19 protein-coding genes are annotated in these 21,290 nt (G+C 58.8%); 10 read left to right on the plus strand and 9 right to left on the minus strand.

What is annotated here, in order from left to right:
- Positions 1-24 precede the first annotated feature (24 nt).
- Genes J7412_RS17835 through J7412_RS17850 form a run of 4 tightly spaced genes read left to right on the plus strand, consistent with a single transcriptional unit; the run spans position 25 to position 6,189 of the window.
- On the plus strand, positions 25-2,352 hold the full coding sequence (locus J7412_RS17835) for a DUF1989 domain-containing protein (protein ID WP_348540509.1): 2,328 nt from the start codon (positions 25-27) through the stop codon (positions 2,350-2,352).
- Positions 2,349-3,404, plus strand: a complete 1,056-nt coding sequence (locus J7412_RS17840; RefSeq protein ID WP_209079968.1) for a glycine betaine/L-proline ABC transporter ATP-binding protein — start codon at positions 2,349-2,351, stop codon at positions 3,402-3,404. Before J7412_RS17835 ends, J7412_RS17840 begins: the two co-directional genes overlap by 4 nt.
- Complete coding sequence (locus J7412_RS17845; protein ID WP_209079970.1) at positions 3,401-5,203, plus strand: ABC transporter permease subunit; 1,803 nt, start codon at positions 3,401-3,403, stop codon at positions 5,201-5,203. The genes J7412_RS17840 and J7412_RS17845 overlap by 4 nt, the downstream gene beginning before the upstream one ends.
- A gap of 32 nt (positions 5,204-5,235) precedes the next feature.
- Positions 5,236-6,189, plus strand: coding sequence for a glycine betaine ABC transporter substrate-binding protein (locus J7412_RS17850; RefSeq protein WP_209065395.1), 954 nt, complete (start codon positions 5,236-5,238; stop codon positions 6,187-6,189).
- Positions 6,190-6,286: 97 nt separating this feature from the next.
- Here the strand turns inward: J7412_RS17850 and J7412_RS17855 are convergent, their stop codons facing one another.
- The 5 genes from J7412_RS17855 to bhcA form a co-directional block, all read right to left on the minus strand.
- A complete protein-coding gene (locus J7412_RS17855; RefSeq protein WP_209079972.1) occupies positions 6,287-7,522 on the minus strand; it encodes a urate hydroxylase PuuD in 1,236 nt (411 codons plus the stop codon).
- 269 nt (positions 7,523-7,791) lie between these two features.
- Complete coding sequence (gene bhcD, locus J7412_RS17860) at positions 7,792-8,757, minus strand: iminosuccinate reductase BhcD (protein ID WP_209079974.1); 966 nt, start codon at positions 8,755-8,757, stop codon at positions 7,792-7,794.
- 112 nt (positions 8,758-8,869) lie between these two features.
- Positions 8,870-10,033 (minus strand): 3-hydroxy-D-aspartate aldolase BhcC, encoded by a 1,164-nt coding sequence (gene bhcC / locus J7412_RS17865; protein ID WP_209079982.1) that lies wholly within the window; start codon positions 10,031-10,033, stop codon positions 8,870-8,872.
- 55 nt (positions 10,034-10,088) lie between these two features.
- A complete protein-coding gene (gene bhcB / locus J7412_RS17870) occupies positions 10,089-11,045 on the minus strand; it encodes a beta-hydroxyaspartate dehydratase BhcB (protein WP_209079984.1) in 957 nt (318 codons plus the stop codon).
- Positions 11,046-11,061: 16 nt separating this feature from the next.
- On the minus strand, positions 11,062-12,252 hold the full coding sequence (bhcA, locus tag J7412_RS17875) for an L-aspartate--glyoxylate aminotransferase BhcA (RefSeq protein ID WP_209079985.1): 1,191 nt from the start codon (positions 12,250-12,252) through the stop codon (positions 11,062-11,064).
- Positions 12,253-12,421: 169 nt separating this feature from the next.
- Here bhcA and bhcR point away from each other — a divergent pair, with 169 nt between their 5' ends.
- Positions 12,422-13,270 (plus strand): HTH-type transcriptional regulator BhcR, encoded by an 849-nt coding sequence (bhcR, locus tag J7412_RS17880; RefSeq protein ID WP_209079987.1) that lies wholly within the window; start codon positions 12,422-12,424, stop codon positions 13,268-13,270.
- Between the two features lie 81 nt (positions 13,271-13,351).
- Here bhcR and J7412_RS17885 read toward each other — a convergent pair whose 3' ends face one another.
- Complete coding sequence (locus J7412_RS17885; RefSeq protein ID WP_209079989.1) at positions 13,352-14,932, minus strand: xanthine/uracil/vitamin C permease; 1,581 nt, start codon at positions 14,930-14,932, stop codon at positions 13,352-13,354.
- A 61-nt stretch (positions 14,933-14,993) separates the two neighbouring features.
- Complete coding sequence (locus tag J7412_RS17890; protein ID WP_209079991.1) at positions 14,994-15,302, minus strand: hypothetical protein; 309 nt, start codon at positions 15,300-15,302, stop codon at positions 14,994-14,996.
- Between the two features lie 340 nt (positions 15,303-15,642).
- On the opposite strand from J7412_RS17890, the gene J7412_RS17895 reads away from it, so the two are divergent.
- The 5 genes from J7412_RS17895 (at position 15,643) to J7412_RS21900 (ending at position 20,390) form a co-directional block, all read left to right on the plus strand.
- The gene (locus tag J7412_RS17895; protein WP_209079993.1) at positions 15,643-16,797 is read left to right on the plus strand and encodes an ABC transporter substrate-binding protein; all 1,155 of its coding nucleotides are present in this window, start codon (positions 15,643-15,645) and stop codon (positions 16,795-16,797) included.
- Between the two features lie 66 nt (positions 16,798-16,863).
- On the plus strand, positions 16,864-17,925 hold the full coding sequence (locus tag J7412_RS17900) for an iron ABC transporter permease (protein WP_247743998.1): 1,062 nt from the start codon (positions 16,864-16,866) through the stop codon (positions 17,923-17,925).
- Complete coding sequence (locus J7412_RS17905) at positions 17,922-18,695, plus strand: ABC transporter ATP-binding protein (protein ID WP_209079995.1); 774 nt, start codon at positions 17,922-17,924, stop codon at positions 18,693-18,695. The genes J7412_RS17900 and J7412_RS17905 overlap by 4 nt, the downstream gene beginning before the upstream one ends.
- A gap of 225 nt (positions 18,696-18,920) precedes the next feature.
- Positions 18,921-19,223 (plus strand): hypothetical protein, encoded by a 303-nt coding sequence (locus tag J7412_RS17910; protein WP_209079997.1) that lies wholly within the window; start codon positions 18,921-18,923, stop codon positions 19,221-19,223.
- Positions 19,224-19,226: 3 nt separating this feature from the next.
- Complete coding sequence (locus J7412_RS21900) at positions 19,227-20,390, plus strand: hypothetical protein (RefSeq protein WP_247743999.1); 1,164 nt, start codon at positions 19,227-19,229, stop codon at positions 20,388-20,390.
- 158 nt (positions 20,391-20,548) lie between these two features.
- On the opposite strand, the gene J7412_RS17920 is transcribed toward J7412_RS21900, so the two are convergent.
- Complete coding sequence (locus tag J7412_RS17920) at positions 20,549-20,782, minus strand: hypothetical protein (protein WP_209079998.1); 234 nt, start codon at positions 20,780-20,782, stop codon at positions 20,549-20,551.
- Between the two features lie 57 nt (positions 20,783-20,839).
- A complete protein-coding gene (locus J7412_RS17925) occupies positions 20,840-21,040 on the minus strand; it encodes a hypothetical protein (protein ID WP_209080000.1) in 201 nt (66 codons plus the stop codon).
- Positions 21,041-21,290 lie beyond the last annotated feature (250 nt).

Raw genomic sequence — 21,290 nt, forward strand, 5'->3', positions numbered from 1 at the left:
CATCAAATTGAAAAGGGGAGTTGCGTGCAGCAAACGCCGGTTCTCAGAGAGTTTAGCAATATGGGGTTTGATGGCACCCGCCGCCGTTTCCCCGGCTTTCCCTCGCGTGCCCGGTTGCAGTCACAGGCGCTCTTTCCGCGAGAGGCCAGTCGGTTTGAGTTGAAGGCCGGTGACCTCCTGTCTTTTGAAACACCGCTGAGCGCGCAACAGATCACGTTGTTGGTTTTGGATGCCCGAGGCCAGATTGCTCCCGGCGCTTTGGGCCTGACTGCGAACGGGCGGCTGGATCTGGAAAGCTTTGACCACCGCGCGCTGCTCGGCTGGAATGCCGGTCATGGCGGTGGCGATCTTGATGGGGCCGCTGTTACTGAGGTCGAGGCAGACGGGCTGCTGGTGTTTGCGGCCAAGACAGTTTGCACGGTTTGGGTAATCCGCGCCTTGCCGGTGGCGGCGCTGGTTTCCGGTGCGCATGTTGGCCAGATCTTCGTCACACCTACCGCCGACACCCCGAATATTGAGGACCTCCTCCCGCCGCCATTGGGGGAGATAAGAGATGAGTTCACGGTCAAGCGTGGCACAGCCATGGCCTATGAGCTGGCAGGAGGCGAGACCGTTCAGATCATCGATGTCGAGGGGCAGCAATGCTCCGATTTCACGGCACTCCGGGTAGATGCGCTCGACCGGGGGCTGGAGCGCGACATCGACAGCACCGCGACCCGGACAATGGTGCGCGGCGCCTATCCGGGGCCGGGGCTGCTGGATAAGTTCTATGATCGCGATCTGAACCCCATGATTCGCGTGCTGCAAGACACATGTGGCCGGCACGACGCCTTTGGCATGGCCTGCACCGCGCGCGGCTATGAGGAACGCGGTTTTCCCGGCCATTTGAATTGTTCTGACAACATCTCCCACGCAGTTGCCTCCTACGGGGTTGGGGCGCGTGTGGCGTGGTCCGCGATCAATTTCTTCTGGAACACTTGGGTTGATCACCAGTCCCATCAACTTCAGACCGAAGAAAGCCACTCTCGGGCCGGGGACTATGTGGCGCTACAGGCATTGCAGCCTTTGGTCTGTGCCTCAACGGCCTGTCCGGACGATCTTGATCCGATCAACGGCTGGAACCCCACCGACATACATGTGCGCATCTACAAAAAAGACGCACCGATCCGCCATGCCGTGGCCTACCGCGAAAAGGAAGATGCGCCCATGTCGATCAGCCAGCAGAGCGCCTTTGCGCCGGAAACATCCAAGCTGACCAAGCATTTTGCCCCGGCGCGTGATCTTTGGGCGCCCGTCAGCTTTCCGGCCACCGGCACCATCGGAGAGTATTGGGCCTGTCGCGAGGCGGTCACAATTCAGGACATGTCCGGCCTCAGGAAATTTGACATCATCGGCCCGGATGCGGAACGTCTGCTGCAACGCGCCACCACCCGTGATGTTTCCAGATTGGCGGTTTGGCGCGGCAGCTACACTTTGATGTGTGATGAGGCGGGGCAGGTCATTGATGACGGCACGCTCTTCCGGCTGGGGCCAGAGCTGTTCCGCTGGTGCTGTGGCTCTGAGGAAAGTGGACGACAGCTTGATGCGCTCGCCAAGCAAGAAGGCCTGCAGGTGCGTATCCATGCGATGGGCAATGCCCTGCCCAATCTGGCCGTTCAGGGACCAAAATCGCGTGACCTCCTGCGCAAGCTGACCTTTACCCAAAGCACGGTTCCGGCTCTCGATGATCTCAACTGGTTTGGCGTCACCGTGGCACGGGTTCAGGATCGGGATGGCATCCCCTTCATGCTCTCTCGCTCCGGCTACACCGGGGAACTGGGCTACGAACTCTTTTGTGCGCGCGAAAATGCTGCCGCGCTCTGGCGGGCTGTTGTGACCGCGGGTGCGGAGTTTGGCATCACGCCCATGGGATCAGCGGCCTTGGAGCTTTTGCGTGTGGAGGCGGGATTGGCCGCCGCACAGGCTGAATTTGCGGCCGGTGTGGATGCCTTTGAAGCCGGGCTGGGCTTCGCCGTCAGCCTGAAGAAAGATGGTTTTGTCGGCCATGCCGCTCTGAGCCGGAACGCGCAAGCTCCGCGCAAGCTGTTGCGCGGGCTGTGGTTTGAAGGAGATGACGTGCCAGCACATGGCGCGCCAGTCTTCGCCGGAGAGCGTCCGGTGGGCCAGATCACATCTGCTGTGCGCTCGCCAATGTTTGAGCGCGCCATCGCCATGGCGCGGCTCTCAGTGGAGTTTTCCGCGACCGACACGGCTTTGGAAGTGGGCCAGCTGGATGGCCATATGAAACGTCTCCCCGCCAAGGTGTGTGACATCCCATTTTACGACCCGAAACGAGAGAAGGCCCGAGCATGAGCGATGCGGTTGTCGAAATAGACGGCGTCTGGAAAATTTTTGGTGCTCAGGCGGATGAGGCCATGGCCGCGATCCGGTCAGAAGGCATTGGCAAAGCAGAGGTGCTGGAGCGCTTCGGCGCGGTTGTGGGCGTGAAAGACGCCAGCTTTCAGGTCGCTGAGGGAGAGATCTTCTGCCTGATGGGGCTGTCAGGCTCCGGCAAGTCCACACTTGTGCGCCACATCAACCGATTGATTGAACCCACCGCCGGTGCCGTGCGCATTCTGGGCGAAGACATTGGCAAAATGCGTCAGGACGCCCTGCGGGCCGTCAGGGGCACCAAGATCGGCATGGTATTTCAGAACATGGCCTTGCTGCCGCACCGCTCTGTGCGCGACAATATCGGGTTCGCCCTCGAGCTGCGCGGCATGGATGCGTATCACCGCGCACAGCTCGCAGATCAGGCGCTCGAAACGGTGTCGTTGCACGGCTATGGGGACAGGCTTCCCTCAGAGCTCTCCGGTGGGATGCAACAACGGGTGGGGCTCGCCCGGGCATTGGCCGCAGATCCTGAGATCCTGCTGATGGACGAGCCGTTCTCCGCACTGGATCCGCTCATTCGACGCAACTTGCAGGATGAGTTTCTTGGGCTGTCCGAAAACCTGAAAAAGACCACGGTCTTTATCACCCATGACCTCGATGAAGCGATCCGGATGGGGGATCGCATCGGCATCATGAAGGACGGCGAGATTGTTCAGATTGGCACCGCCGAAGACATCGTCACCGCTCCGGCTGATGATTACGTGGCGGATTTTGTCGCGGGCATTTCGCGTCTCAAGCTGGTGTCAGCGTCCAAAATCATGGTGCCGCCAGGCGCCTATCAGGCCAAGCGAAAGCCGCTTGATCTGGCACTGGACCACCCGGTGGCCCGGCCGGAGGATGATTTGGACACGCTTGTTGAGCTGAGCACGCACTCAGACCTGCCGGTCCTCATCAAGGCAGACGGCGCGCTTGTGGGCGTGGTCGACAAAAACACACTGTTGCACGGACTTCAGGGGAGTGCAGACCAATGAGCATGCAGGCGAACACAGGGGCCGAACAGCGCAACATCGAGGACCGCGACGTCTCGATCGAGGCGTTCTGCGTCACCAAAGCGGACTACTACGCCCCAATCTTTGAGCGCCACCAACGCGGGCAACTGCCACGCTGGCATATGAATATCTGGGGCGTGATCGCGCCTTGGCTCTGGGCTGCCTGGCGGGGTGTCTGGCTGATGTTCTGGGTCTCACTGGCAATCGACATCGTTGCCATCGTTTGCCTCATGCAGGTGATCAAGTTCGCGCCGCTTCTGGCAGAGGCACAACTTGATCCCAATGCCAACAAAACGCTCATTCCCCGCTACACCAACTGGATAAGCACCTACGGCACCATCGGCTGGATGCTCCTGATCTTGGGGCGTATCTGGATGGGGAGCCAGGCGAACCGGTGGTATTACGACCAATACAACCGCTGGCGCATTGATCCCACTGTGGCCAGCGGCGTCACGCCAAAACGGTTGGGAATGGGATTGGTCATTATCCTGATCTGCAGCCCGATCACTACCTACCGCGCGACACAGCTGCGATTGGATGAACGGGCCTGTTTCAACCAGATCCGGGCCGCCGAAAGTGTCGAGAGCCTGATGGCGCAGTACCAGCTGCCCGACGTTGCCACGCTCAGCACAACGGTGCGCGCTGATGCCACTGCGGCACAGGCGCTTTATGACCAGCTGAACGCGATTTCTGACCGCACCGCAGAGCAGAACACCGCCCGCAGTGCCGCTCGCCGCGATGCGCGTGACCTTGGTCGCAGCGCCGATCTGGTCGAGGAATATGCGGCCATCACAACACGGGACCGGTTTGACTGCTTCTTTATTGATGATTTCCCCACACTGGCGCGCCTTGATCCACCGGAAGACGTGACCTACCGCCGTGTCACGGATGATGCGGGCAACACCGAGGTTGTCGCGCAAATCAAACCACCGGTTCAAGGCCGCAAAGTCACGCTGTTCACCTATTCTGCAGAAAGCATCGACATCTCCATCAACTGGCTGCGCGCCTCCTTTGCCGGAGCCTTTGACGCGATGACCAATGTTTTGCGGCAATCGCTCATCCGGGTGGAGGTAGCCTTCATGCAGACCCCCTGGCCGGTTGTGGCCTTCCTGTTTTTGGTTCTGAGCTGGACCTTTACCGGCATGGGCACCACGGCTTTCGTGGCCTCGTCTCTGACCTTTCTCGCGCTATTTGAGCTGTGGCAGATTGCCATGCAAACCATGGCGCTTGTGGTGGTCTCGACCGCGGTCTGTGTCTTTGTCGGGCTGCCAATCGGCATCTGGATGGCCAAAAACAAAATCGCGCGTTTCATCACCGAGCCTATACTGGATGTGATGCAGACCATCCCGTCGCTCAGCTATCTGGTGCCGGCGGTGGCCTTCTTTGGCATCTCACAGCCGCCTGCAGTTTTGGCCACGGTGGTCTTTGCGATGCCCCCCATGATCAAGCTGACAGCGCTTGGCATTCGGCAGGTGCCTGAAAGCACCAAAGAGGCCGCGCTTGCCTTTGGCGCGTCAGAACGACAGCTCCTGCGCAAAGTGGAGCTGCCAATGGCGGTGCCTTCAATCATGGCCGGCCTTAATCAAACCATCATGCTGGCCCTCTCCATGGCCACCATATCCGCCTTCATCGGCGCCGAAGGCCTTGGCGCTATTGTGACGGCCGCGCTGGGCGATGCTCAGGCCGGCAAAGGCCTGCTTGCGGGGATCGCCATCGCGCTGGTTGCGATGATGATCGACCGCATCCTGCGCGGCATTCGAAACTCGTTCAGCCGTATCTGACCCAACCAAAAAACACACAGGGAGAACCACTCATGAAAACTCTTAAGACATCCGTTGCGCTGGCGGCCCTGCTCGGGGCGGCTGCGGGGGCCTCTGCTCAGGAGAAAGTCACCTTCTCAGATCTGAGCTGGAACGGCGCCCAGGCCATTGGCCATGTGCTCTCCACCATCATCGAAGACCAGATGGGTGGAGACGCGGAAATCGTGTCCGGTATGAACCAGGCCGCCGTGATCATGGCCGGCATGGACAAGGGCGATGGTTCTATCGACGTCTTTACCGACCTTTGGATGCCAAACCAGCAGGCGCTTTGGGACGAATACATCGATGGCAATCAGACCGTTGTGACCAACGCGCCTTATCAGGGCACGTCCAACATCTATGTGCCGTCCTACATGAGCGACACGGTCAAAAGCATTGAGGACCTCAAAAATCCCGAAGTGGCCGCTATGTTTGACACCGATGGCAACGGCAAAGGTGAATATTGGGCTGGCGACGTCACATGGGCTTCCACCAAGCGCTGGCAGATCAAGTTCAAATCCTACGGTCTGGACGGGCTGTGGGAGCCAAACATCGTGTCTGCCGACACGTTTAAGGCAGGTCTTGAGGCCGCGTATACAGCGGAGAAACCACAGCTTTTCTACTATTGGACCCCCGAAGCCATCCACGTCAAATATGATCTGACAGCCGTGCAAGAGCCAGCCCGGACCGATGGCTGCGAGGATGTGGATCTCGATGCAGAGGACTGGCTCGAAGTGTCCGAATTCAACTGCGTGATTGCGTCCAACGACATCTACGTCGCCTACTCAAAATCACTGGAAGAGCGCAATCCGCCGGTCGCGCAAATGCTTTCCAACGTTCAGTTCACCGGCGATGAGATCAACGGCTGGATCGTTGAGATGTTTGAAAACAAACGTGATCCGCGCGAAGTGGCCGAAGACTGGATCGCAGACAATATGGACACTGTGAAATCCTGGATTGAGGGCTAAGCCCGAGCTGTCTTCAAACGAAAACAGGCCGCATCTGATGCGGCTTGTTGTTTGAATTTGAGTGCGGACGTTTCGAGTGATCGCCGAAAGAGGGCGCTTAGTTCTGCCCACGTGCTTCTTTGACCCAAGCCACAATCAGCTCGCGGGAGTCGCGATCCATCTCGACCGCGTTTGGCGGCGGCATGGCGTGAGACAGACCGGCCTGCAGATAAATCTGATCCGCATGACGCGCCACATCTGCCTCGGTTTCCAGCACAACGCCCTTTGGGGGCCAGTGCATACCCTCCCATGAGGGGTCGCGCGCATGGCACATTGAGCAGTTCCCGATCACCGCATAATAGGCATCTTCAAAGCGCTCCGCAGATGCGTATTTCTGCTCGTAAGGCGTCAGCTGACGTGCTTCTGACACCTCATAGCTTTCACCTGAGCGCGCGGTGGACAGCCACGCAATCACCACCATGAGCACCGCAGTGGCGAGCCAGGTCCAGTTCGGTCCTTTCCCGGTTTTGTGCATGGTGTTGAAGTAGTGGCGGATGGTCACGCCGGTCAGGAAAATCAGGCTCGCGATGATCCAGGAATACTCCGTCGCAAAGGCCAGAGGGTAGTGGTTGGACAGCATCAGGAACACGACCGGCAACGTCAGGTAGTTGTTGTGGGTCGAGCGGACCTTGGCAATTTTGCCGTATTTCGCATCAGGCGTCCGGCCGGCTTTCAGGTCTGCCACCACAATCCGCTGATTGGGCATGATCTGAAAGAAAACATTGGCGGTCATGATGGTCGCCGTGAACGCGCCCAGATGCAGCAGCGCCGCGCGGCCTGTGAACAGCTGATTGTACCCCCAGGACATGAACACGAGGATGGCAAACAGCAGCAACATCAACAGGGTGGGTTGTTCGCTCAGTTTGGATTTGCACATCGCGTCATATGCCAGCCAGCCAATCGTCAGTGAGCCACCGCTGATCAAAATCCCCTGCCAGAGTGCCAGATCGGCTTTGGTCGGATCGAGCAAAAAGAGTTCGCCGCCAACCCAGTACACAATCATCAGCAACGCGGCACCAGACAGCCAGGTCGTGTAGCTCTGCCACTTGTGCCATGTCAGGTGCTCGGGCATCTCAGCAGGCGCCACGAGGTATTTCACAGTGTGATAAAATCCGCCGCCATGGACCTCCCATTCCTCGCCAAACGCGCCCTTGGGCAGGTGCTCGGCGGGTTTGAGCATCAGGTCGAGTGCGATGAAATAGAATGAGGCCCCAATCCAGGCCATCGCTGTGATGACGTGAAGCCAGCGTACTGAAAATGCGATCCAGTCCCACAAGATTGCCATATCGTACATGGCGGTCCTCCTAAAAGTCGTGTTCTGACACACTCTATTGGAGGCATGTTTATTCTGCTATCGCAGTCAAAAGCCAAGCAGTATCAAAAAAAACGAAACAATGGTCGGCTTTCGGGCCAGCTGCACCGGGATGGTGCGTATGAATTGGGCGGATAGGCGGTTTCTGCGCGTCAGGATTGGCGGGGTCTGGGACGCAAAAAAGCCCGGCGTCATCAAGACACCGGGCCGCGCATGCAGTCAGGGGGAGTGAGTGGAATGCGCAGAAAGCGTTAGAAATCAACCTCAATGGCGACGCCTTTTTTGACAGCCAGATCGACAACCGCCGCCGCAACCGCGAGATCCTGAAGGCCGACACCGGTGCCATCAAACAGCGTGATCTGATCTGGCGATGTGCGGCCGGCAATCGTGCCGTTGATGACCGCGCCGATCTCGGCAACATCAGTGTCTTTGATAAGCCCCTGACCAACCGCGTGCTGCGCTTCGCCGATGGATACCGATTGGGCGACTTCATCGGTGAAGACATTGGCCCTGACCAGAAGTTCCGCCTCAACCTCTTGTTTGCCCTTGGTGTCGGTGCCCATACAGGCGATGTGGGTGCCCTCTGAAATATGACCCGCCATCACCGAAGGTGAAAATGCCGAGGTGATGGAAATGATCACATCCGCCTCTCTCAGATCGGGCAACTCGACCGCCTCAAACGGCAGCCCGGCCTCATTGGCGACCTTCTCAATATTTGGCAACATTTCAGGGTGATAGTTCCAGCCAATCACCTTTTCAAAGTTGCGCTGTTCCAGCGCCGCGCGCAGCTGGAATGTGGCCTGATGCCCGGCGCCAACCATACCAATCACCTTGGCATCTTCGCGCGCCAGATGTTTGATCGACACAGATGAGGCAGCAGCGGTGCGCAATGCGGTCAAGAGGTTGCCGCCAACCATCGCTTTGGCTTTCCCTGTGTCCGGGTCAAACAGAAATACCGTGGACTGGTGGTTGATCAGATTGCGCTTTTCCAGGTTGTTGGGCCAATAGCCGCCCGCCTTCAACCCGAGGGTCAGCCCCGCTTGATCAAAGCCTCCTTTGAAACCGTAGAGCGCCTCCTCATGGCCGATGGCTTCGCGCACAACCGGGAAATTGTTGGCGTTGCCTGAGGCCATGGCTGCAAAGACACGCTCCACAGCGTCAAAGGCCGCCTCCCGCGTCATCAGGTCGGCAATCTCGCGTTCAGGAACAATCAGCATATTTTTCTCACTTTGCATTGGTGCGCCTGTGCGTCGGATCGGAAGAGAAACCGGCTCACGGGCGTCTTTCTGGCAGCTTCACCCTGCCGGAGCTTCTGCCTCAGGCGTTCAATCAATAGGCCCGGCCGCGCGCTGACACCGGCCAGACGCATTCCACCTTGCCGTTGCGCACTCCGACGTACCAATCATGGACATTTGCGGTTGGGTCACAGTGCCCCGGCACCAGTTTGAGCTTGTCATTCACTTTCAAGGCGCCGTTCGGATCCATGACAACACCGTGTTCGTCAGAGCATTTGATGTATTCCACGTCATCACGCCCAAAGATCACGGGCAGCCCTGAATCGACGGATTGTGCCTTGAGGCCTGCGTCCACAATCGCCTTGTCGGATTTTGCATGGCTCATCACGGAGGTCAGGATGAAGAAGGCGTTTTCCCATTCGCCCTGATCAATACGGTTGCCCTCTTTGTCCAGAATGCGGCCATAGTCCGCGTCCATGAAGGCGTAAGAGCCGCATTGGAGCTCGTTGTAGACGCCCGAATTGGACTCAAAATAGTAGGACCCGGTGCCGCCACCGGAAACCAGCTCACATGTGATGCCCGCTTCCTTCAATCCGGCAACGGCGTCTTCCACCATGGCAATCGCGATATCCAGTTTGGCTTTGCGATCATCATAGCTGTCCATATGTTGCATGGCGCCCTGATAGGCCTGAATGCCGCTGAATTTCAGGTTCTCCGCCGCCTTGACCGCCTTGGCGATTTTTACAACCTCCGCCGTGGAGGTCACACCACAGCGCCCTGCGCCACAGTCGATCTCGATAAACACTTCCAGTTCTGTGCCCTGCAGCCCTGCAGCTGAGGACAGGTCGGCGACATTCTCCAGATCATCGACACAGACAATGGTGCGGCTGCCGAATTTGGGCAGGCGGGCCAAACGGTCAATCTTGGCGAGGTCACGGACCTGATTGGACACAAGAATGTCTTTGATCCCGCCGCGTGCAAACACCTCGGCTTCCGAGACTTTCTGGCAACACACGCCAACCGCGCCGCCCAGTTTCTCCTGAAGCTTGGCCACTTCCACCGATTTGTGCATCTTGCCATGCACCCGATGGCGCATGCCGTGCGCCTTGGCATAGTCCCCCATTTTCTTGATGTTGCGTTCCAGCGCATCAAGATCCAGCACCAATGCCGGTGTCTGAATATCCGCTTCGTCCATCCCCGGTTTGGCGGGAATGTCATAGCCGACTTCGAAATCATTGAGGTTGCTCAGGTCTTTCATTTCATGCTCCTCCGTCAGAATTTGCCCGCGCCTTGGGGCTGTCTCGATGTTTGGGTCAGGGGGTCGTGAGCCAGGGCAGGGTGTCGAGATCGACATTCCCACCGGTGACAATCAGACCGACACGTTTGCCTTTGAAGGCCTCGGGGTTCTTCAGAACCGTGGCCATCGGCACCGCACTTGAGGGCTCCATCACGATCCTCAGGTGTTTCCAGATGAGTTTCATCGCGTCGATGATCTCCTGCTCAGAAGCGGTGTAGATCTCGCTCACGTGGTTGGACACAAAGTGCCATGTCAGATCTTTGAGCGGCACAAGCAGACCATCCGCGATCGTCTTGGGGGCATCATCAGCAATGATATGGCCCGCCTTGAAGCTGCGATATGCGTCGTCGGCCTGTTCCGGCTCAGCGGCAATCACCTGTGTTTCCGGCGCCAGCGTGGCAAGTGTCAGGCAGGTGCCCGAAATCATCCCGCCGCCGCCAATGGGCGCCACAACCGCATCGAGCCCGTCCACCTGCTCGACGAATTCCTTGGAACAGGTGCCCTGACCCGCGATCACCCGCGGATCGTTGTAAGGATGGACAAAATCGCCACCGCTTTCCGCCTGCACCTTGGCAAAGGTCTCCTCGCGCGAAGATGTCGAAGGCGCGCATTCGGTGATTTTACCGCCATAGCGGCGCACAGTGTCTTTCTTTGCCTGCGGGGCCGTGCTCGGCATAACGACATTGCAGGGAATGCCGCGTTTCATGGCGGCGTAGCTCAGGCAGGAGGCGTGGTTGCCCGAAGAATGCGTCGCCACGCCCTTTGCTGCCTGCGCGTCGTCCAAGCCAAACACGGCATTAGTCGCGCCGCGCACTTTGAACGCGCCCGGCTCCTGAAAGTTCTCACATTTGAAGAACAGCTTGGCCCCGGTCAGCTCATTAAGATAGTCTGATGTCCGCACCGGTGTTTTACGAATATAAGGCTTGATCCGCGCGTGGGCGCTCAGCATGTCGTCATAGGTCGGGATATACATTCCGGCTGCCTCTCTCTTATGCGGCGTCTTGCCGGGGCACAGCTGTGTTGCCGCGGTAATAGTCCTGCGCTGCAGCGACGCCTGAGCCCAGTGTGATATCCAGTCCCAAGTCGGCCATGCACATTTCAGCCGTGGCAATACCGGATAGGGCCATCACATCGGTGAGGCTGCCCAGATGGCCAATGCGGAACACCTTTCCGGCCACCTCGCCAAGTCCAACTCCAAAGGCGACGCCGTATTTGCTGGCTGCGTGGGTCACGATATCGGTGGCATTGAAGCCCTCGGGCGTGCGGATGGCGCTGACCGTATCTGAATAAAGCGACGGGTCGGTGGCACAAAGGTCCAGCCCCCAGGCCCGCACAGCCGCCCGCACACCTTCCGCGATGCGATGGTGGCGTGCAAAGACGTTTTCAAGCCCCTCATCGAGCAGCATGCTGCAGGCTTCGTTCAGACCATTGAGCAGACCAACGGCAGGCGTGTAGGGATAAGCGCTATTGGCATAGCCCGCGCGCATGTCGGCAATATCAAAGAAGGTGCGTGGCAGCGCAGCGCTCTGGCTGGCCTCAACCGCTTTCGGGCTGAAGCCCACAATAGCCAGACCCGCGCTCAGCATAAAACCTTTCTGTGAGCCGGTCACCGCAACATCCACGCCCCATTCATCCATGCGAAAGTCCATCGACGCGATAGAGGACACGCCGTCCACAAACAGCAGCGCAGGGTGGCCCGCCGCATCCAGCGCCCGCCGCACGGCGGCGATGTCAGACTTCACTCCGGTTGCGGTCTCATTGTGTGTGGCCAGCACAGCTTTGATTTCATGCTGCGTGTCTGCGCTGAGGATCTCTTCATAGCGCGCCGCTGGCAGGCCTTCTCCCCACGGGGTCTCCACAACCTGAACATCCAGGTCATGACGCTCGCACATGTCGATCCAGCGGTGGCTGAACATCCCATTGCGCGCTGCAAGAATTTTGTCGCCAGCTGACAGGCAGTTGGTCAAAGCGGTCTCCCAGCCTCCGGTGCCGGTGGCGGGAAAGATGAAAATCTCCGCGTTTGCGCTTTTGAGAACCTCGCGCACACCTTTGCGGGCCGGATGCAGGATTTGCCCAAACAGGGGGGACCGGTGGTCAATCGTCGGCATGTCGCAAGCCTTGCGCAGGCTTTCGGGAATGTTCGTCGGGCCGGGGATGAAGACGGGGTTTTGAAAGCTCATGGATAATCTCCTTGCGTCACAGAAACGACCATAAGCAGGAGTCCGGCACCCCGATATTTTTTTGATTTTTGGTCGTGAAGTTCGGATGGATCAAAAAATCTGTTTGTTGTCATATGCTTGGTTTTTTCATATAATGAATTTGGTTTTCACTTCGAAAATGTGAGTATTTATGGATTTTCAAGATAATCAGGTTTCGAGCGCTCGAAAGTCCCGAGGGCGGCCTCGTGGGTGGGATGACAAGACCGCGCAAAACACGATCAAATCTCTGGATCGCGCCATGGAGGTCTTCGAATATCTCAGCGAGGCGCAGGGCAAGCCTTTGTCTCAGCTCGCCGATGAAATGGGGCAATCTCCCGCCACGGTTTACCGGGTGCTGATCACGCTTGAGGGCCGCGGTCTTGTGGAGTTTGATCGCTACGAGCAGGTCTGGCACATCGGCCCCCGCGCCTTTGTGATCGGGGCGCGGTATCTGCGCCGAACCAGCTTGGTCGATCGCGCCCGCCCAATCATGCGCCGTCTTATGGAAGCAACAGGTGAGACCGCCAATCTCGGCGTGGAACGTGAAGGCGCGGTGCTGTTTCTCAGTCAGGTCGAAACCCATGCCAGCATTCGGGCGTTTTTTCCGCCTGGCACCCTGTCTCAGATGCACGCCTCTGGAATTGGTAAGGCGCTCCTCGCCCATATGGATGCGGACCGGCTGGAGCGTGTGCTCTCAGCCAACGCGCTTGAGGCCTTCACCGATTTTACCATCACAGATCAGTCTGCCCTGCACGCCGATCTCGCGCTGATACGCGAGAGGGGGTATTCGGTGGACAATGAGGAGAAAAATATCGGCATGCGCTGCATCGCTGCGCCGGTGTTTGACCTTAACAATGAAGCGGTTGCCGGGATTTCGGTCTCCGGACCGACAAGCCGGGTCGGCTCTGAAGAGATCACCCGTTTCAGCCAGCCGGTGGTGGAGGCTGCCCAAGCTCTGACCGAGGCCATCGGGGGAGAAGCGGCGTCAAGAACGTCCTGAGGCTGACTTATCCGGGCTTAGTGTGCAGGCCATCCAAAGAAGGTGTTTGGGCAGCCTGCATATTTGGTGTCTTGGGGGGGCTTATTCCGCCGGTGCCGGGGCGTCTTCCACCACCGCGTTCTGGTTCACCATGTCGTCCTCACGGTGAAAGAGCGGATAGATATAGAGGAAGGCTGCGGAGATCAGGTAACCGGCGGTCACACCTGACAGCTCGGGCCAATGCAGGCTTGCGCCGTGGATGATACCAACCGCTGACATGGCAGATGCGGCCAGGGCAAACCCTCCGGCATTGCGGAAGCGGCCATCAATCACACTCGCAACAATCGCGCCCCAAATGAGGCCCGTCAGAATGGCCCCTTGGGATAGGGCGAGATGGCCTTCAAAATGCGCCCCTTGCTGAAGCAGGGCGGCGGTCAGCGCCTCGTCACCCAGTTGGGGCAGCCCGGCAACCCCGACCGCGCCCAAAGCGCCCATGAGGGAGCCCCATTTGACCATAAGAAAGGCTGAGACATGCGGCATCATCGCGATGGTCACAGCGGCCATATGCTCGGTCTTGACCGAATGCGCGGTGTTGGTGATCAGGCTCAGCGCCACAAACACCAGAACCGGCGCGGCGGCGGCCACTGGGATCAGGTTGTTGAGGAAGGCCAGCAGCCCCAGAAAGGCAGCGAGTGGAATGACCACGCCAACCCCGATGATATAGCCCGCACGCGCGCCCATGCGCTTGTAAGCCGGATGCCCGATATAGGCCGTGGTTGGGAAGGGCGAGCCAAACACCGCGCCCACCATCGTGCCCAGACCATCGGTGATCTGGCAGGTTGCCACAGGATAGTGATCCCCTGCCGCTTCCGCGCTCTCCACGTTGTTCATCGTCTCAATGAAGTTGTAGATCTGGACCGGTATCAGCACCAGAAACAGCTCCGGATTGGCAAACAGATGCTGGATGCCGGCAATCAGATCGCCGAAATATGGCAGGGGCGCATAGAAGCCAACGCCGTCCGCGCTCAACTTGGCCTCACCGATGCTCAGCGCAACGATTGTGCCCACGATCAAAGCCAACAAACCTGCTGGAATATTGTACGGAAGACGGAACCGTCCAACGAGGCCCCAGAGAATGATGATCATAGAGGCAAAGCCGATGAACGGGTTCTCAAACACGGTGGCGAGCGGCACGGTGCCAATGAACACCAGCGCGATGCCGCACAAGGTGCCCAGCATCCCGGCGCGCGGCGTGACCCGTTTGAGCCAAGGGCCAATCACCGCCCCCAGAGCCGCGACGATGCCCCCCATAAAGCCCGCACCAATCCCGACCTGCCAGGCCAGCATCGGGTCATTGGTGGACCAGTAGATCGGGCCGATCACACCAAAGAGATAGACAAACATAACCGGTGTTGAAATGCCGTAGGGCATCGCGGTCACATCACGCCCATGCTGGGCGGCGGCGCGTTTGGCGAGGCCGACATAAACCGCAATACCGGCGAGAATGGCCACTGCAGCGCCCGGCACGATCCGGCCGTAAACGATATCTGCGGGCATGTTGAACACGAACTGACAGATCCCTGCTAAGACCATCAGATTGATCAGGTTGTCGGTAAACAGCGCCCAAAACGCGCTGAAATCGCTGCGGTGAAACAGCTTGTAGGTATAACTACCATCCCTCATTGGGACCTCCATCTGTAAGCCGTGTGGGCGGTTTCTCCTCAAACCGCGCCCCCGGCGTTTCTCACTGCGCCGCGATATGCGGAACAGAGCCCCAAACTTGGGGAATTGCGGCAGTTTCAGAGGTCAGAGCAGTAATGACGTCGGCTTGAACAGTCGCGCCAATCACCGCAGGCCGCTTGTCGCGGCTACCGCCTGCCCCGATGGGGCAGATCAAGGGTGCGATGGATCGCCCATCGCAGAATTCAGCACATCCGGATTTGAACCGAGCGCGTTTGGTTTGAGAACCGGTGAGGCAGACATAGGCGTCGACTCCTGTCACAGGAAGCGCATCTGCACCACTTTGGCAGCGTATTTCGTCCTGATGCGCCATGTGCCCTAGAGGCCTCCTCCGGTCCTATCCGAGGTTTTCAGATTGTCGGCAGTCTAGGGATTCTGATTGCGCAAAATAGCGGTGGCTTTCCCGAAATATTTTCAATGGATTTTTGATAAAGCGCGCCACGAGTCAGACATGCTCTGCGCTGTTTGACGTAATTAGAACGCGCCTGCAACCAAGCGAATCCGCATGGGATGCTCGGGTGAGGTGTGGTCTCAAAGAAACGCTTCGCGGCCTCGCAAACGCCAATTTGGTAACTTGACAAAAATACTAAGATAAACCTATCAGTGCGCAGTCCATGGCCACCGCCATGGGAAACATTTTCAGGGAGAGACCCATGTCCGTCACATCATTGACGCGGGGTCTTTGCTCCGCCGCCGCAGCTCTGACGCTATCCATCGCGTCCGCCACGTTCGCATTTGCAGAGACCATCAAGTTGACCGACATCGCCGGGCGCGTTGTCGAAGTAGAGAAAAATCCGTCCAAAGTGGTGATTGGCGAAGGTCGCATGATCTACTCCATCGCTCTGCTGGATCAGGAAAACCCGTTTGCCCGTGTCGTCGGCTGGAAAGACGACATGATCAAGTATGATCCGGATGCCTACCGCAAATATCTGGCAACTTATCCAGAGATCGCAGATCTGCCGAGCTTTGGCAGCCCCTATTCTGACGAGTGGAATCTTGAGGCCGTGATCGCGCTGGGCACCGAGGTTGTGTTCATGAACCTCGGCAACCTGCTCAAGGCGCAGGAAAGCGGCATCATCGACAAACTGGAAGAAGCCGGTGTTGCGACCGTCTTTGTGGATTTCCGCCAGAACCCTACAGAAAACGCCCTGCCCAGCATTCAGCTGATGGGCCGTATCTTTGACAAACGCGACGAAGCAGACGCCTTTGCCGATTTCTACCAGCAGCAAACCAAGCTGATCTACTCCCGCGTGGCGCAGATCCCGGCGGAAGAGCGCCCCATCGTGTTCATTGAAAATGCTGCGGGCTACAATCCTAACAAATGCTGCTCCACTTACGGCGCGGCAAACCTGGGCCGCTTGGTGGACCTGTCTGGTGGTCGCAACTGGGGCTCGCTCAAATTCCCGGGCTTTAAAACCAATGTCAGCCTTGAGGCCATCTTTGCGGATGACCCAGACGTGATCATCGGCACCGGTGCCAACTGGTCAGAGGCCAACCCGGACACCATCGCCGTGCTCTTTGGCTATGAGGCCGACGCCGCCACGGTGCAGAAACGTCTGGCAGGTCTTGCCGCACGTGAGGGATGGCCAGAGCTGTCTGCCGTGAAGAACGGCCGTTTCCACTCGGTCTACCACCAGTTCTACAACAGCCCTTACCACTTTGTGGCGATGCAGGCCTTTGCCAAATGGCTGCACCCGGAGCTGTTTGCCGATGTAGATCCAGAGGCCACCATGCAAGAGCTGCATGACCGCTTCCTGCCGATTGACTATTCGGGCGTCTTCTGGGGCACCCTGAAATCCGGCAGCTGATCACGCTGCTCTTTGCCCCGATTGGCTTTGTGCCAGTCGGGGCTTTTTGCCTTAAGAGGATTTTTGATGAGTGCGGAACTGACAGCGCAGCAGATGCGGCAGAGCTATGGCGCGCAGGTCGCCCGGCGATATGGCATGATTGGCGTGATCGCCACGCTTCTGGCTATAAGCTTCTTTCTCGATGTGGCGACCGGCCCCGGGCATTATCCACTGTCGACAGTGGCCGAGGTGTTTCTTGACCCGCTCTCGCACGGCGTTCGGTTGAAGGTGATTGTCTGGGACTACCGCTTGCCGGTGGCGGTGACCGCCGTGCTGGTCGGCGCGCTGCTGGCCGTGGCCGGCGCGCAGATGCAGACCATCCTGAACAACCCGCTGGCAGAGCCTTTCACATTGGGCGTGTCTGCGGCGGCCAGTTTTGGCGCCTCCTTGGCGATCGTGCTCGGGGTTTCGGTGATCCCGGCGGTCGGCCCGCTGCTTGTGACAACCAACGCCTTTGTTTTTGCGCTTGCCACATGTGGGTTCATTCTCTTGGCCACACGCCTCAAAGGCGTCGGCTCTGAAACCATGATCCTCTTTGGCATCGCCATTTTCTTCACCTTCTCGGCGCTTCTGGCGTTGATGCAATATATGGCTTCTGAGGATCAGATCGCGCGGATTGTTTTCTGGATGATGGGCTCTCTCAGCCGCGCGAGCTGGGAAAAGATCAGCATCGGCGCGCTTCTCTTGGCCGTCGCAATCCCGTTCAGCCTGCTGCGGACCTGGCCCATGACCGCCCTGCGCATGGGCGAGGCCACTGCAGAAAGCCTGGGGGTCGATGTGGCCCGCTTGCGTGTGGAGATGCTGATCTGCGTATCGCTGCTGGCCGCGACAGCGGTGTCCTTTGTGGGTACCGTTGGTTTTGTCGGCCTTGTCGGGCCGCATATTGCCCGCCTTCTGGTTGGGGAAGATCAACGCTTCTTTGTGCCCCTGTCCGCCCTGGTGGGCGCATTGGTGTTGTCGCTCACGTCGCTCATTTCCAAATCCATCACCCCGGGCATCATATACCCGATCGGCATCATCACCTCGCTGATCGGTGTGCCGGTCTTCATCTCCATCATCCTCAGCACACGACGGGAGAAATTGTCATGACGCTGCGTGTCACAGATGTGAATGCCGGATATGGCAAGGTGCAAATCCTGCGCGATGTCTGCCTTCCCGACATCGCCCCTGGCAGTTTTGTAGGGCTGATCGGCCCCAATGCAGCAGGCAAATCCACGCTCTTCAAAGTGCTCGCCGGCCTGCTTGCGCCGTCTTCAGGACAGGTGATGTTGCAGGGGCAAGACATCACCCATCTATCCCGCAAAGAACGGGTGCGCCGCATCGCCTATATGCCGCAGGCCTTTGGCTGCAACGCTTTGCTTACGGTGTTTGAAAGCGTTTTGCTGGCGCTCAAACAAACCACGGGCTGGCGCGTGCGCGATGACAATCTGGACCGCGTGGCCGACACGCTCAACGCGCTTGGCCTGTCTCATCTTGCAGATCGCGGGATCGCGGATCTGAGCGGCGGTCAGGCACAGATGGTGGCCGTTGCCCAAACCATCGTGCGCGCACCGGATGTGATCCTGCTGGATGAACCAACCAGCGCGCTGGATTTGCATCATCAATTGTCGATCATGACCTCAATCCGCCGCGAAATGGAGCGCAAGCACCCCATCGTGATTGCCGCTTTGCATGACCTTAATCTCGCAGCCAAATTCTGTGACCGTCTGGTGCTCCTGCGCCAAGGCGCCATCCTCGCAGATGGGACGCCAGAAGACATTCTTGCTCTGTCAGAGATCGGCGCCACCTACCGGGTGCAAACCGATCTGGAGCGCACCAAACGCGGCGTGCTCTATGTGGACGCAAGACTGTCTGCATAATCGCAATCAAACGAAGAGGGGGCGCAGATCTGATCCGCGCCTCCTTTCATACCTTCCGCCTGCCCATCAATTTCACCAAATAACCTCTTCTGTCCGCCATCAGGTGGCGCGTGACGGCAACTCTTGCGTCGGCACGGGCGCCTGAACCCCGTTTTTTGTTTACCGGTTGTTTTGTTGGCGGCTAGGCTTGTCGCAGGTTGCACCTTTGGTTTTGGTATGTGCTCTATGCGGTTGTCTTTGCGTGTTTGCGCCAGTTTTGTTCTCTGTTTGGCGGTTTGGGCTGCTCCCCTGCGTGCGCAGAGCTGGGATGCGCAAGCCACCCACAGCGTCCAAGGCGTCACCGTTTATGACGCCGACGTCCTGCTCACCTTTGCTGGCCAGGTTGCCTTTGAGCGTCACGGGCAGATCACAGCAGAACAGGTTGCCGCCGCGATTTCCCAGATCTATCGCGAGGACGGCTATTTTCTGGCCGAGGCCCGGATGGCGTCTGATGGCCGCGCAATCGTGGTGGATGAAGGTCACCTTTAGGAGGTGATCATCGAAGGCGTTGATGCCCGCACATACGCCGCTCTGGAGCGTGTGTTTGCGCCGTTGCTCTCCGTGCCTGTACTGCCGCTCAAACGCTTTGAACGCGCGGTGATGCTGGCAGAAAATATCCCCAACATTGACCTCTCCACCGAGATAGATTTCCCAACGTCAAATGGGGCTCGTCTGCGTGTGTTGGTTGAGGAACAGGCCAAATCCGCAGGCACGGCCACGCTCGACAACCCGCCGCGGGAGCTTGGCGAAGCCCTAAGCCTCTATCTGGCGCAGGAATTTTACTCCACTTTTGCCGTTGGCGATCTTCTCCGGCTTGAAGCCTCAGGCACCATCAACTGGGATCAGGACAACGAGGAGTCCCTTTGGGGCGCACTCACCTATCGTTTGCCTCTGCACAGCAACGGTCTTTATGGCGAGCTCTATTATGGCTCTGTGAATGCGCGCCGTGATATCTGCGGCAGCTTTGCGAGAACAGAGATCGACGGGGAAAATCTGACGCTCGCTCTAGGCTACCCGGTGGTCAGGGACGTTGAAAGCTATGGCTACCTGCTGCTGGATTATCGCCTGTCCCAATCAGATTCAGAAAGCGGCGGCGTCCCTCTGTCCAGCGAAGCGGATGTCATCGGGCTGACCTATCTTTACGGCAAAAGCTTCGCCAGCGGCGGGGCCTTGGAAGCGGGGGCCACGCTGTCTTATGGAGAGACGAAGACAGCAATTCCGCACCGGGATTTGACGATGGGGATGCCTCCTTCTGGCATCTGCGCGGCGGTTTTGGATACGAAAGCCCGCTCAGCGCGCTTGCCGCCAATACCGCGTGGCGCACGGAAATTTGGGGCCAGTGCACCAATGATCGACTGCCCTCTGTCGAAGAGTTCTTCCTCGGCGATCGCTACGGTTTGCGCGGCTACCGCTTTGACGAAGTGGATGGGGATTCCGGGGTCAGCGCTCTGTTCGAGCTGTCCCAAAGCTACTTCCCAGCCACACCCGGCATCAACCGCGTCTCGCCGTTTGCGTTTTTGGATCTCGGCTATGTGTCCAACAACGCACCTGCAGATTTTGAAGTCGATGACGCCACACTCGCCTCCGTCGGGATTGGCGTCGACATCGACTTCCGCCGAAACCTTTTCCTGTCAAGCTACGTGGGATTTCCGCTGAAAGACGGCCCATTGACCGAGGCTGGGGATGCGGCCGCCTATATCGCTTTGACAACCAGTTGGTGAGGGGACCATGCACAGACAAACACTGATGTTGTTGCTTGCCACCTGCCTGAGCGCAGAGCTGTTCTCTGGTCCGGTCCTAGCGCGTGGAAACCACTACGGATGGTGTCGTGGTTTCGGCAATCCGCACCAGTCCGCGCAGGGCTGCGGACAATCCGGATCACAGCACCACAATACCCAAACCTCTGGGCCTTCACGCCCGACAGCCACCCAACTGCCCCCCAAAGGCACGCCCAGCACGCCGCAAACGGTCGCTGTGCCTGTTTTGGCCCCCACAGCGGTGCCTGTCTTGGCACCCCAGAGAACGCCGATCGCAACGCCGGTGGCCATCCCGCCTCAGGTGCCGCCCTTGGTTGTCGCGCCACCCCTTGCACCGCAGGCCACGCCTCAGGCAACCCCGACGCCCACACCCGTGGCTGTCCCCAACGCCGTGCCCACGCCGGTGATCGCACCGCCACTGGTCCCGCAAGCGGTGCCGCAGGCGGTGCCACCACTGGCGTCGCGCCCCATAGCGACGCCCCAACCGATACCACAGGCGATCCCGCAGCCCACCGCGATCCCGACACCCACGCCCACGGCCGTACCCACCGCGATCCCTTACGCGGTGCCTGCCCGCATTCCACAGCGCATTCCCGCGGTGATTGCGACCCCAACCGCAACGCCGCAGGCGACCCCTCAAGCCACGCCGACACCCCTGCAAACCCCAGTAAAAACGCCGGTGCCGACACCCGTTGCGGTGCCCAACCAAGTCCCTCAGGCTATTCCCCAGCCCGTTGCCAACACAGCGAAACCTTCGGCGACCCATCTGGCAGTTCCCGGTCACAAGTCGCCCAGCGGA

Origin of the sequence: Shimia sp. R9_3 (assembly GCF_017743755.1) — a bacterium.
Lineage (GTDB): Bacteria > Pseudomonadota > Alphaproteobacteria > Rhodobacterales > Rhodobacteraceae > Shimia.